This is a genomic window from Gilliamella sp. Lep-s35, assembly GCF_009795845.1.
Classification (GTDB): Bacteria; Pseudomonadota; Gammaproteobacteria; order Enterobacterales; family Orbaceae; genus Gilliamella.
In genome coordinates, this window is sequence record NZ_WTEX01000011.1 from 1 (window position 1) to 12,683 (window position 12,683).

At 33.4% G+C, this 12,683-nt stretch carries 12 protein-coding genes; 10 read left to right on the plus strand and 2 right to left on the minus strand.

Features of this window, described 5'->3' with window-relative positions; all coding sequences use genetic code 11:
• Nucleotides 1–315: 315 nt before the first annotated feature.
• The 10 genes from rppH (at nucleotide 316) to gltP (ending at nucleotide 11,844) form a co-directional block, all read left to right on the plus strand.
• Nucleotides 316–888: an RNA pyrophosphohydrolase gene (gene rppH, locus GQ590_RS06390; RefSeq protein WP_160407410.1), complete on the plus strand. Its 573-nt coding sequence runs from the start codon at nucleotides 316–318 to the stop codon at nucleotides 886–888.
• Nucleotides 885–1,754 carry a prolipoprotein diacylglyceryl transferase gene (gene lgt, locus GQ590_RS06395; RefSeq protein WP_160407413.1) on the plus strand — a complete coding sequence of 290 codons (870 nt, stop codon included), beginning with the start codon at nucleotides 885–887 and terminating at the stop codon, nucleotides 1,752–1,754. Before rppH ends, lgt begins: the two co-directional genes overlap by 4 nt.
• Nucleotides 1,751–2,545 (plus strand): thymidylate synthase, encoded by a 795-nt coding sequence (thyA, locus tag GQ590_RS06400; protein WP_160407416.1) that lies wholly within the window; start codon nucleotides 1,751–1,753, stop codon nucleotides 2,543–2,545. Before lgt ends, thyA begins: the two co-directional genes overlap by 4 nt.
• Nucleotides 2,546–2,778: 233 nt before the next feature.
• A complete protein-coding gene (lpxL, locus tag GQ590_RS06405) occupies nucleotides 2,779–3,729 on the plus strand; it encodes an LpxL/LpxP family Kdo(2)-lipid IV(A) lauroyl/palmitoleoyl acyltransferase (protein WP_160407419.1) in 951 nt (316 codons plus the stop codon).
• A gap of 44 nt (nucleotides 3,730–3,773) precedes the next feature.
• The gene (gene rlmM / locus GQ590_RS06410) at nucleotides 3,774–4,856 is read left to right on the plus strand and encodes a 23S rRNA (cytidine(2498)-2'-O)-methyltransferase RlmM (RefSeq protein WP_160407422.1); all 1,083 of its coding nucleotides are present in this window, start codon (nucleotides 3,774–3,776) and stop codon (nucleotides 4,854–4,856) included.
• 20 nt (nucleotides 4,857–4,876) lie between these two features.
• The gene (locus GQ590_RS06415; RefSeq protein WP_160407425.1) at nucleotides 4,877–6,718 is read left to right on the plus strand and encodes a penicillin-binding protein activator; all 1,842 of its coding nucleotides are present in this window, start codon (nucleotides 4,877–4,879) and stop codon (nucleotides 6,716–6,718) included.
• Nucleotides 6,684–7,055 carry a YraN family protein gene (locus GQ590_RS06420; protein WP_065636069.1) on the plus strand — a complete coding sequence of 124 codons (372 nt, stop codon included), beginning with the start codon at nucleotides 6,684–6,686 and terminating at the stop codon, nucleotides 7,053–7,055. Before GQ590_RS06415 ends, GQ590_RS06420 begins: the two co-directional genes overlap by 35 nt.
• A gap of 15 nt (nucleotides 7,056–7,070) precedes the next feature.
• A complete protein-coding gene (locus GQ590_RS06425; protein WP_160407427.1) occupies nucleotides 7,071–7,649 on the plus strand; it encodes an SIS domain-containing protein in 579 nt (192 codons plus the stop codon).
• A gap of 97 nt (nucleotides 7,650–7,746) precedes the next feature.
• Entirely contained in the window at nucleotides 7,747–10,443 is a 2,697-nt protein-coding gene (gene gyrA / locus GQ590_RS06430) for a DNA topoisomerase (ATP-hydrolyzing) subunit A (RefSeq protein WP_160407429.1), read from the plus strand.
• A gap of 78 nt (nucleotides 10,444–10,521) precedes the next feature.
• The gene (gltP, locus tag GQ590_RS06435; RefSeq protein WP_065636066.1) at nucleotides 10,522–11,844 is read left to right on the plus strand and encodes a glutamate/aspartate:proton symporter GltP; all 1,323 of its coding nucleotides are present in this window, start codon (nucleotides 10,522–10,524) and stop codon (nucleotides 11,842–11,844) included.
• Between the two features lie 144 nt (nucleotides 11,845–11,988).
• Here gltP and rpmG read toward each other — a convergent pair whose 3' ends face one another.
• Both rpmG and rpmB read right to left on the minus strand, forming a co-directional pair.
• Nucleotides 11,989–12,156, minus strand: a complete 168-nt coding sequence (rpmG, locus tag GQ590_RS06440; protein WP_034884348.1) for a 50S ribosomal protein L33 — start codon at nucleotides 12,154–12,156, stop codon at nucleotides 11,989–11,991.
• Between the two features lie 15 nt (nucleotides 12,157–12,171).
• Entirely contained in the window at nucleotides 12,172–12,408 is a 237-nt protein-coding gene (gene rpmB / locus GQ590_RS06445) for a 50S ribosomal protein L28 (RefSeq protein ID WP_034884345.1), read from the minus strand.
• Between the last annotated feature and the right edge of the window lie 275 nt (nucleotides 12,409–12,683).

Below are 12,683 nucleotides of genomic sequence, written 5' to 3' on the forward strand. Positions count from 1 at the left end.
TGCCGAACTCAGAAGTGAAACGCCGTAGTGCCGATGGTAGTGTGGGTATTACCCATGTGAGAGTAGGGTGCCGCCAGACTTTTAAATACACGAGCCCAGCAGCAATGCTGGGCTTTTTTCTTTTGTAGTTTTTTATTTAGAGATAAAAGTAGTACATAATGACATGTGTATATGAGTAATATTATAGTAAATATTTTTAGTGTTAAAAACGCACAAAAAAGATGTATTTATCCTATTAATACTATTTTTTTATTTATTTATTGCTCTATGTATGAAACAATTTAACTATATAAAAATAGATTTTTGAGGTAGTCAGTGATCGATAATGATGGCTACCGTCCAAATGTAGGAATAGTTATTTGTAACAGGTATGGTCAGGTACTTTGGGCTCGTCGTTACGGGCAGAATTCCTGGCAATTTCCTCAGGGCGGCATAAAACAAAACGAAACGCCTGAGCAGGCAATGTTTCGTGAATTAAACGAAGAAGTTGGTTTATCATCAAAAGATGTGAAGATTTTATCCGTTACTAATGGTTGGTTACGATATAAATTACCTAAAAGGATGGTTCGTTGGGAAAATCACCCCGTCTGTATTGGACAAAAACAAAAGTGGTTCTTACTAGAATTAATATCTGATGTATCGGTAATAAATCTTAATACATCGTCAACTCCTGAATTTGATGATTGGAAATGGGTCAACTATTGGTATCCTATTCGGCAAGTAATTACTTTTAAAAGAGATGTTTATAGGAAAGCAATGAAGGAGTTTTCTTGTATTGTTTTTTCGATTCAAATTGAAATAGATGTACCTATTACTAACATTTCTAAAAAGAAACGGTTTAATTTCTTTGTTCATAAACATAAAAATAAAAAGCGTATTAAAAAATGAATCAATATTTGCAATTTCCTAATTTCGATCCAATAGCATTTTCTATTGGTCCTATATCGCTCCATTGGTATGGTGCTATGTATTTGTTTGGTGTGCTTGGAGCTCTTTATTTAGCCAAACGCCGTGCAAATAAACCTAATAGTAAATGGACGTCACAACAGGTTGAAAATTTATTATTTTGGGGATTTTTAGGCCTTTTTATTGGTGGTAGATTAGGTTATGTTTTCTTTTATAACTTTGATGCCTTTATTAAAGATCCTGTTATTTTATTTAAAGTTTGGGAAGGAGGAATGTCTTTCCATGGTGGTTTAATTGGCTCTATTTGCGTTATTGCTATTTTTGCAAAAAAAGCAAAGAAAACTTTTATGGAAGTAGGTGATTTTGTTGCTCCGCTTGTCCCGATTGGTTTGATGTTTGGACGATTTGGTAATTTTATTAATGGAGAACTTTGGGGAAGAGTAACTAATTTGCCTATTGGTATGTTATTTCCAACCTCAGCACATGCCGATTTTATGTTTGTTCAGTCCCATCCTGAATGGTTTTCACTTTACTCACAACTAAATGGTATTTTGCCAAGGCATCCTTCGCAGCTTTATGAAATGCTGTTTGAAGGAATTTTATTATTTATTATTTTAAATATTTTTATCCGAAAGCCAAGACCTGCTGGCGCAGCATCAGGGTTATTTTTGCTTTGCTATGGTTTATTTAGATTTGTTATAGAGTTTTTTAGGCAACCAGATGAACAACTAGGTTTATTTTTAAATATTATCAGTATGGGACAAATATTATGTCTACCAATGATTATTGGTGGTATTTTAATTCTTTTATTTGCGTATAGATTTAATAATAAGGCAAAAACACAATGAAACAATATTTAGTGTTAATGCAAAAAATTTTAGATGAAGGTACTCCTAAATCAGATAGAACAGGAACAGGCACGTTATCTATTTTTGGTCACCAAATGCGGTTTAATTTACAAGAAGGTTTTCCGCTTGTTACAACTAAAAAATGTCATTTACGGTCAATTATCCATGAGTTGCTTTGGTTTCTAAGAGGCGATACTAATATCAACTATTTAAAAGATAACAAAGTAACAATTTGGGATGAATGGGCTGATGCCAACGGTGACTTAGGGCCTATTTATGGCAAGCAATGGCGAGCATGGGGTTCTGCTGATGGTCGTCAAATAGATCAAATTTCACAATTAATTGATCAAATTAAAAATGATCCTGATTCTAGACGTATGATTGTTTCTGCTTGGAATGTTGGAGAATTAGATCAAATGGCATTAGCACCATGTCATGCTTTTTTCCAATTTTATGTTGCAAACGGTAAACTTTCTTGTCAGCTTTATCAGCGTTCTTGTGACGTATTTTTGGGACTACCATTTAATATAGCTAGCTATTCATTGTTAGTTCATATGGTTGCACAACAATGTGAGTTAGATGTCGGTGATTTTGTGTGGACAGGTGGTGATACACATCTTTACTCTAATCATATGGAACAAGCTCATTTGCAATTAAGCCGTGAGCCAAGAGTATTGCCAAAATTAACTATTAAACGTAAACCTCCAACAATTTTTGATTATAAGTTTGAGGATTTTGAAATTGCTGGCTATGATCCACATCCAGCAATCAAAGCCCCCGTTGCTGTTTGATTTTTGTCAAAAAGTTTCAGGAAACTATGTGTTTCAGTATAAAAATAGATAATTTTAAGAATAAATCATAGTTCATAAGTTTCAATTATTAACTATGATTTATCTTAAATATCAATTGATAACAAATATTGTAACACAATAATGTTATTAAGCTTTGTTTATTTTTATGTCCTGAAAAATAAGATATGGTATATAATAAACAACTGCATTATTAATAATAATTTGATCTTAATATGAGTCAAAACCAAGAAATTCGGCCTATTTTTACTAAAAATTTATTGCACCCTCGTTATTGGTTAACGTGGTTTGGTATTGGTGTTTTATATATAATCGTTTTATTGCCATACCCTATTATTTATCAATTAGGAAAAGGGTTAGGATTGCTTTCGATGAAACTAATTGGTAAACGGAAAGAGACTGCAAGGCAGAATCTTAAACTTTGCTTTCCAGAAAAAACGCCGCAAGAACGTGATCAGATGTTGCGTGAGAACTTTATTTCTACTGGATTAGCTATTTTTGAAACCGGTATGGCTTGGTTTTGGTCTGATAAACGTTTAGCTAAAAATACGTCTATTGTTGGCGATAATTATATAACAAAAGTACAACAGTCAGGTCAAGGCGTTTTACTTATTGGTATCCATTTTTTAACATTAGAATTAGGTGCACGTATTTTGGGAATGAGTCATCCAGGAGTGGGGGTGTATCGACCGAATGATAACCCTGTTATGGATTATGTTCAGCTTAAAGGACGTTTAAAATCAAACAAATATATGTTGGAACGCCATAATACAAAAGGTATGATTAGGGCATTAAAAAATGGTGAATTGCTTTGGTATGCTCCTGATCATGATTATGGTCCTAAAAATAGTGTTTTTGCTCCTCTATTTTCAGTTGAAAAAGCAGCGACAACAGTAGGTACGCGTATATTAGTCAAGTTAGGTCATCCTGCTATTATTCCATTTACACCTAAACGAGAAAAAAGTGGTCGGTATGTTGTTTATATTTCTCCTAGAGTTGAAGGATTTCCTATAGAAGATGATGTTCTAGCGGCAACGTTCATGAATAAAATAATTGAACAAGAGATTTTAAAAGCACCAGAACAATATATGTGGTTACATCGTCGATTCAAAACACGTCCAAAAGGAGAAGCCCCTTTATATTCTAATAATGTGCAATCTGATTAAAATATTTTTTTATAACATCTTTTAAAAGAGTAAAAAATTACAATATGCAAAAACTAAATAAAATTATTTTATATTGTCGTTCTGGATTTGAAAAAGAGTGTGCGGCAGAAATTACAGATAGAGCTGTGAAAAAAGAAATATATGGTTTTGCTAAAGTAAAAGAAAACAGCAGTTATGTTATTTTTGAATGTTATCAAGATGGTGATGCGCAATTATTAATAAAAGATTTGGCTTTTCGGACACTTATTTTTGCACGGCAAATGTTTGTAGCAGGTGATTTATTAGTTGATTTGCCAACAGATGATCGTATATCTCCTATTATTAATGCATTATCTGGATGTATAGATAAAGCCGGTGATTTACGAGTTGAAGTTGCTGATACTAATGAAGGCAAAGCGCTTTCAGGATTTTGCCGTAAATTTACTGTTCCGCTTCGTCAAGCATTACGAAATAAACGTATTTTATTGAAAGTTGAAAATCCTTCTCGTCCGGTTATTCATTTATTTTTTATCAATAATAATAGCTGTTATGTTGGTTATTCATTTAGCCAAAATAATTCTCCTTTTTATATGGGAATTCCACGGCTAAAATTTCCTGCAGATGCTCCAAGTCGCTCTACGTTAAAATTAGAAGAAGCTTTTCATATTTTTATCCCATATGAAGAGTGGGATGAGCGATTAAAAGGTGGGTTGAATGCTGTCGATTTAGGAGCTTGCCCTGGGGGATGGACTTATCAGCTGGTTAAAAGAAGTATGATGGTTTATGCCATTGATAATGGATCTATGAATGAAAAATTAATGCAAACAGGTCAAGTTAAACATTATAGAGAAGATGGTTTTAAATTTATGCCTAAAAAGCATAATATTTATTGGTTGGTCTGTGATATGGTTGAAAAACCAACCAAAGTAACCGAATTAATAGCTAAATGGCTAATTAATGGTTGGTGTAGAGAGGCTATTTTTAATCTCAAATTACCAATGAAAAAGCGTTATGAAGAAGTAAAACAAAGTTTACAATTACTAAACAATGAATTAAATAATAAGAAAATTAATGTACAAATTCAAGCTAAACAGCTTTATCATGATCGAGAAGAAGTGACCGTTCATGTACAACGAATTTGGGGATAACAACTTATAAGGGAATAGGTATGAATCTAAAACGCTCCTTTTGTGTTATGTTAATAATGTCATTATTTGTATTTTTGGTGGGATGTAGTTTTGAATCAAATAAGTCTCTTGACTTTGATGAGCATCAAAACTCTAATTATTATTTGTCACAAGCGGATAATAGCACAGGTTCCATTAAAGTTAATTGGCAACTATTAGCTATTCGGGCTTTAATAAAAGAAAATAAATTTTCGCAAGCAAATGCATTATTAGCAAATTTACCTCTTAATCTTAATGCTGAACAGCAAAAAGAAAAGTTATTATCAGAAGGTGAAATTGCTGTAAAAAAGAGGAAAAAATTTGACCTTAATCAATTTACTCTCGATAATTTGACTAATTCACAGTTATACCGTTATTACACTATAAAATTAGGTCTAGATATAAATAATAAAGATATTAATGCTCAAGCTCATGATTATCTTCAATTAGAAAAGTATGTATCAGAAACTGAAAAACGGCAATTATTAATTAATACATGGAATTTTTTTCGTAAGTTAAAATCTGATAAACTTGGTAAGATTTTAGTTGATGAAAACGAAACCGTATTACGAGGTTGGGTTGATTTAGCTTACACTTACCAAAATAATAGTAACAAACATGTTTCGCAAGATGATGATACTCCAGAAACAATTGCAGCAAAATCTGAAAATCAAAAACAGTTACTAAACCAAGCTATCAATAATTGGGCTACACAATACCCACATCACCCTGCTAACGAAATTATTTCAATATTGACTGGAGGGCAAACACTTTCGGTTGATGCTAATGCAAAAAATGTTGCTTTATTATTACCATTAAATGGTCCTTCACGTATATTTGGTGAAACGATTCGTCAAGGTTATATCAATGCTATAAATTTTTTTCCGCAAGAGCCACAACAAAATGTGATTGTATTTGATACAACTAGTGCTCCTATGGATACTTTAATTCAACAAGCACAAGAGCAGAATGTTGAATTAATTGTAGGGCCTTTATTAAAAAATGAAGTTACTAAAATAAAAGAATTAGCACCAACCATTCCGGTTTTAGCCTTAAATAAAGTTGATAGCATGGCTTCTTCTGCTAATAAAATGTGTTTTTTTGCTTTATCTCCTGAAGATGAAGCAAAAGATGCGGCAGACCATATTTATTCTCAAAATAAAGTAAAACCATTGCTATTAGTACCCCAAACTGATTTAGGACGACGTGTTGCTCAAAGTTTTGCAATGGAGTGGTCACAATTGTCGGCAAATAACTCACAAGCTTACGTACAATATTTTGGTAATACTACAACATTAAGCGCCAATATGAATCATAATATAGGTATTACCCTTGCAGGAAATCCTATCTTGAATGATGAGGCCGTGTCAGAGGGAATGTTATCTACTGGGTTTGATGCTATTTATATTTATTCTTCATATGATGAATTGACATTGATAAAACCAATGCTTGATATGGGGGCAAATAAAACTATTGGCAATTCATCGGCTATTATGCTTTATTCAAGTTCAAAAAGCCATGTAGCTAATGCTTCTAAAGATTTTAACTACGATATGAATAAAACTGAATATGCAGAAATTCCTATGATTGTGAATCAAAAGGATAATACAAATAATATTCCTAGTAATGTTCAAAAAGATTATTCATTAATGCGTTTGTATGCGATGGGAATTGATGCGTGGAGACTTGCCAATCGTTTTAATCAACTTAGTTCATATCAGCCTAATTTTTTAGATGGAATGACAGGTAAATTATCCACAACTGATCAATGCGAAGTAACTCGAACACTCTCTTGGCAGCAATATATTTATGGTGATGCTAAATCAGATTCTAAGAGCGAATAAAAAACAAATTGGTGAGTATTATGAAAATATTGCTTGCCAATATCTACTTAACAAAGGTCTTATATTTTTAGCACATAATATTCAATTTCGCCAAGGTGAAATCGATTTAATAATGTTAGATAAGGACTGCATTGTTTTTATTGAAGTGCGTTACCGAAAAAATGCAAATTTTGGTGATGCCGAAATGACCGTAACATTAAATAAACAAAATAAGATAAAGCAGGCTGCTCAGCTATGGATGATAGAGCAAAATTTAAATATTGAAGATACCGCGTTTAGATTTGATATTTTTGCTATTACAGGTAAAAGTCAAAAGTGGATTATCAATGCATTTTAATTTTTAGGTGAAAGCGTGCAAGATTTAATTAAAAATTATTTTACTGAAAGTATTCAGACTCAAATCGTAATGGCTGAATCACTTGGTTATTCTATCGAAAAAGCAGCAAATATTATTGTTGATAGTTTACTTAATGGTAATAAAATTATGAGTTGTGGCAATGGCTCATCAGCAGCCAATGTGCAAAGCTTTACTTCACGTTTAATTACTAGTATTAACATTGAAAGACCGAGTATTCCTGCGATAGCTTTAGTATCGGACAATGTTTTATTAAGTGCGATAGCTAATCATGAAGAAATTTATGCTCGTCAAATTCAAGCACTAGGGCAACAAAGCGATGTTTTAATTATAGCTACTTGTCAAGGTAAAAGTCGTGCAATTATTCGAGCTGTTCAAGAAGCAGTAATTAAAGATATGAAAATTGTTGCATTAACGGCATTTGATGGTGGTGAAGTTATTGGTTTATTAGGACAAAACGATATCGAAATTAGAATACCATCTTATAAAAAGGTCATGGCTTACGAAATGCATGCCATGATTTTAAACTGTTTATGCCAATTAATTGAAAATACCTTGTTTAATCACGTTGAATAAGTTTGAATAAAACAGTTTTGTTCTGCCTTAATAGTGAATATTATGCTATAATTATAAGCTGTTTTAATGAATTAAATTATTAAGAGAAGTTGGTGTTATGACCGAACTAGCCAAAGAAATAACTCCCGTTAATATTGAAGATGAACTAAAGTCCTCATATCTTGATTATGCTATGTCAGTAATTGTAGGTCGAGCTTTACCTGATGTGCGAGATGGTTTAAAGCCGGTGCATAGGCGTGTTTTATTTGCAATGCATGAAGCAGGGTATGATTGGAATAAACCTTATCGAAAATCGGCACGTGTTGTTGGGGATGTAATTGGTAAATACCATCCGCATGGTGATTCTGCTGTTTATGATACAATCGTCCGTATGGCTCAACCATTTTCATTGCGTTACATGCTAGTTGATGGTCAAGGTAACTTTGGTTCTGTTGATGGCGACTCAGCTGCTGCAATGCGTTATACCGAAATTAGGATGCAAAAATTTGCAGGAGCATTGCTTACAGATCTTGATAAAGAAACTGTTGATTTTTCACCTAACTATGATGGATCAGAAATGATCCCAGATGTGTTACCAACTCGTATTCCAAATTTGTTAATTAATGGTTCATCAGGAATTGCTGTTGGTATGGCAACTAATATTCCTCCTCATAATTTATCTGAAGTTATTAATGGTTGTTTGGCCTTTATTGAAGATGAAAATATCTCGATTGATGGTTTAATGGAATATATTCATGGGCCTGATTTTCCGACAGCAGCATTAATCAATGGTCGAAAGGGTATTGAAAACGCATATCGTACTGGTCGTGGTATTATCTATATTCGCTCTAGAGCAACAATTGAAGTTGATGAGCATAGCGGTCGTGAAACAATTATCGTTAACGAAATTCCATATCAAGTTAACAAGAAAAAATTGATCGAAAAAATTGCTGAATTAGTCAAAGATAAAAAAGTAGAAGGTATTTCGGCATTACGTGACGAATCAGATAAAGATGGTATGCGTATTGTTATTGAAATAAAACGTGATGCTGTTGGTGAAGTTGTTTTAAATAACCTTTTTTCTTTAACTCAATTACAAGTTTCATTTGGCATTAATATGGTGGCCTTGCATAAAGGTCAACCTAAACTGTTAAATTTGCGTGAGATGATTGAAGCTTTTGTACTTCATCGCCGTGAAGTTGTAACGCGTCGAACCATTTATGAACTACGCAAAGCACGCGAACGCGCTCATGTATTAGAAGGTTTAGCAATCGCACTTGCCAATATTGATCCTATCATTGAACTAATTCGTGCTGCTGCAACGCCTAGTGAAGCAAAAACTAAATTATTGAGTCAAGCTTGGCAACTTGGAAATGTTGCAGCCATGTTAGAAAAAGCAGGTAATGATGCAGCTAGACCAGAAGATTTAGCGCCAGAGTTTGGTATTCATGATGGACATTATTATTTATCAGAAGCACAAGCTCAAGCGATTTTAGATCTTCGCTTACACCGCTTAACTGGCCTTGAACATGAAAAAATTCTTCATGAATACAAAGATTTGTTAGTTCAAATTGGTGAGTTATTGCATATTTTGGCAAGTTCAGAGCGTTTAATGGAAGTGATTCGTGAAGAATTAGAAAGTGTTCGAGACCAATTCCAAGATGCTAGACGAACAGAAATTACAGCAAGCAGTGCCGATATTAATATTGAAGACCTTATTGCTCAAGAAGATGTCGTCGTCACTCTTTCCCATCAAGGTTATGTAAAATATCAACCACTTTCAGATTATGAAGCTCAACGTCGTGGTGGCAAAGGTAAATCTGCAACTAAAATTAAAGAAGAAGACTTCGTTGAAAAATTATTAGTGGCTAATACTCACGATACGATCCTCTGTTTTTCAAGCCGTGGTCGATTATATTGGATGAAAGTTTATCAATTACCTGAAGCTAGCCGAGGTTCTCGTGGTCGTCCAATTATTAATTTGTTACCTCTAGAACAAAATGAGCGTATTACCGCAATTTTACCAGTTCGAGAATTTGATGATGAACATTGCGTATTTATGGCAACAGCGCAAGGTACAGTTAAGAAAACATCCTTAATTGAATTCAGTCGTCCACGAAGTGGAGGTATTATTGCGATTAATTTGCGTGATGATGATGAATTAATTGGCGTTGACTTAACTAGCAATGATCTTTCAGCTATGACTGATGATGAAGAAATGAATGATGATATCGTTGTAGAAGACGTTGATGTTGAAGATGATGAAGTTTCACAATGTTCAACGACTGAAGATATTATGTTATTCTCAGCCAATGGTAAAGTTGTTCGATTCCCTGCTAATAAAGTTCGTTGTATGGGAAGAACCGCAGCGGGTGTTCGAGGTATAAAGCTTGATAGTGATGATAAAGTGGTATCTTTGATAGTACCGCGTGGAAACGGTGCAATATTAACTGCAACTCAAAACGGTTATGGTAAACGAACTCAGCAAGAATTATATCCAACAAAATCACGAGCAACTAAAGGCGTTATTTCTATTAAAGTAAGTGAGCGTAATGGTGCTGTGGTTGGCGCAGTTCAGGTTGATGAAACCGATCAAATTATGTTAATTACAGATGCAGGAACACTGGTTCGCACTCGAGTTTCAGAAGTAAGTATTGTAGGTCGTAATACTCAAGGCGTTATGCTTATCCGAACAGCTGAAACTGAAAAGGTTGTGGGATTACAGCGAATAGCTGAAACAGAGGATGATAGCGAATCTGATTCATTATCTCATAGCGAAGAGCGGAGTGATTTTGAACAAGGATCCGAAGAATAATTTTTAATTATAAAAAGGATTAGTGATATTAACTAATCCTTTTTTATTTAGAATAACCTCGATAAGGAACAGTATTAGATGGCATTTTTTACAAAAAAAATCTTAACAAATCTTGCATGGCAAATTTTAATTGCTTTGGTTTTAGGTGTTGCGATGGGGGCTTATTTATTTGAGCTTTCTGTTCCATCTCATCCATTACACACTTATTATCAATTTTCTATAGTTAATATTTTTCAGCCCGCGGGTGATATTTTTATTCGTTTAATCAAAATGATTGTATTACCTATTATACTCAGTACATTAACGTTAGGTATTGCAGGTATTGGTGGTTCGAAAAGACTAGGAACTTTAGGTTTTAAAACAATACTTTATTTTGAGATTATTACCACTATTGCTATTTTATTAGGTCTTTGCTGGGGAAATATTTTTTCACCAGGGGCGGGTATTGATTCATCTACGCTTGCAACAACAGATGTGAGTAAATATGCAAAGGCAGCCGAAGAATTAAGCGGAAAACCACACGGTTTAATTGTTATGATTCTTGATATGATTCCTGCAAATATTTTTAAAGCAATGACTGATGGGGCTGTTTTACCCGTTATCTTTTTTTGTGTCTTTTTTGGTTTAGGACTAATGTCTTTACCTGACAAACAACGTGAACCGTTTCTTTTCTTTTTAAAAGTAATTTCAGATACCATGTTTAAAGTAACCAATATGATAATGCGTTATGCACCTATTGGTGTATTTGCACTTATCACAGTAACTGTTGCTAAATATGGTTTTGCATCTTTACTGCCATTATTTAAGTTAATTTTAACTGTATATTCGGCAATGATTATTTTTACATTAGTAGTACTTGGCCTTGTTTGTAAAATATGTCGCTTCAATATTTTTACATTGCTGAGAATTTTAAAAGAAGAGCTAGTCATTGCATTTTCAACGGCAAGTTCAGAAACAGCATTACCGAAAATTATTGAAAAGATGGAAGCCTATGGTGCTCCAAAATCAATAACTAGCTTTGTGATTCCAACGGGATATTCATTTAATCTTGATGGTTCAACACTTTATCAAAGTATAACAGTTATCTTTTTAGCTCAACTTTTTAACATTGATCTCACCATTTTGGATCAAATTATTATTGTTATTACATTGATGATTGCTTCTAAAGGTATTGCAGGTGTTCCAGGTGCATCAATTTTAGTTTTATCGGCAACGCTTGGTAGCGTTGGCATCCCTCTTGAAGGTATTGGTTATATAATGGGCGTGGAACGAATTTTAGATATGGGAAGAACGGTAGTTAATGTCGTTGGTAATGCATTAGCTGCAATAGTTATTGCTCGCTGGGAACATGTTTTTGATGATAAAAAAGCAAGAGCATATGAACAGCAATATTTAAAATAAAATCATTATTTGTTTACTAAAGCTTCAGCTAAAAACTGGAGCTTTTTTATTGCTTAAATAATTATTTGATAATTAATGAATAATATCATCATTTAAAAGATATAAAAAAACCCAGCATAACTGGGTCTTTTTGTTTATTTAAAACTATTTAATTTTAGCTTCTTTATAAACTACATGCTGACGAACTACAGGATCATATTTTTTGATCTCCATTTTTTCAGGCATAGTTCTTTTGTTTTTGCTAGTGGTATAAAAATGACCTGTACCAGCAGAAGAAACTAATCTAATTTTTTCGCGTACACCTTTTGCCATGATATGGTTTCCTTATTAGTACTTTTCACCACGGGCACGAAGTTCAGCTAAAACTGCATCAATACCCTTTTTATCGATAGTACGCATACCTTTAGCAGATACACGTAGTTTTACAAAACGTTTTTCACTCTCAATCCAAAAACGATGAGTTTGAAGGTTTGGTAGAAAACGACGTTTAGTAGCATTCATCGCATGAGAACGATTATTCCCTACTAAAGGACCTTTTCCTGTTACTTGGCATACTCGTGACATGTCAATAATTCTCCAAAATTTCTATGCTTAAGCCCTGGGCGTAATATGTTAATGGAATTAACCTCGTCAGGCTTTTAGTTTACTGCAGTTCTATCTGAGAAGCAGTCTACCTCTCACATTACACCCACAATAATGAGGTAGCGAAGTATACGCTTTTATGCGCAAATTCTCAAGCATTATCTTATTTAAGTGTAAAATAATTTTATTGATAAAATGAATATTAACAAATGAATAACAGCTATTGAGTTATTATAATTAAAACAATTACTTTCCAA

Excerpts from the sequence above, each read along its gene's own strand:
- lgt (WP_160407413.1), top strand. The coding sequence starts at position 885 with ATGAATCAATATTTGCAATTTCCTAATTTCGATCCAATAGCATTTTCT.
- thyA (WP_160407416.1), top strand. The coding sequence starts at position 1,751 with ATGAAACAATATTTAGTGTTAATGCAAAAAATTTTAGATGAAGGTACT.
- lpxL (WP_160407419.1), top strand. The coding sequence starts at position 2,779 with ATGAGTCAAAACCAAGAAATTCGGCCTATTTTTACTAAAAATTTATTG.
- rlmM (WP_160407422.1), top strand. The coding sequence starts at position 3,774 with ATGCAAAAACTAAATAAAATTATTTTATATTGTCGTTCTGGATTTGAA.
- GQ590_RS06415 (WP_160407425.1), top strand. The coding sequence starts at position 4,877 with ATGAATCTAAAACGCTCCTTTTGTGTTATGTTAATAATGTCATTATTT.
- GQ590_RS06420 (WP_065636069.1), top strand. The coding sequence starts at position 6,684 with ATGGTGATGCTAAATCAGATTCTAAGAGCGAATAAAAAACAAATTGGT.
- gyrA (WP_160407429.1), top strand. The coding sequence starts at position 7,747 with ATGACCGAACTAGCCAAAGAAATAACTCCCGTTAATATTGAAGATGAA.
- gltP (WP_065636066.1), top strand. The coding sequence starts at position 10,522 with ATGGCATTTTTTACAAAAAAAATCTTAACAAATCTTGCATGGCAAATT.
- rpmG (WP_034884348.1), bottom strand. The coding sequence starts at position 12,156 with ATGGCAAAAGGTGTACGCGAAAAAATTAGATTAGTTTCTTCTGCTGGT.
- rpmB (WP_034884345.1), bottom strand. The coding sequence starts at position 12,408 with ATGTCACGAGTATGCCAAGTAACAGGAAAAGGTCCTTTAGTAGGGAAT.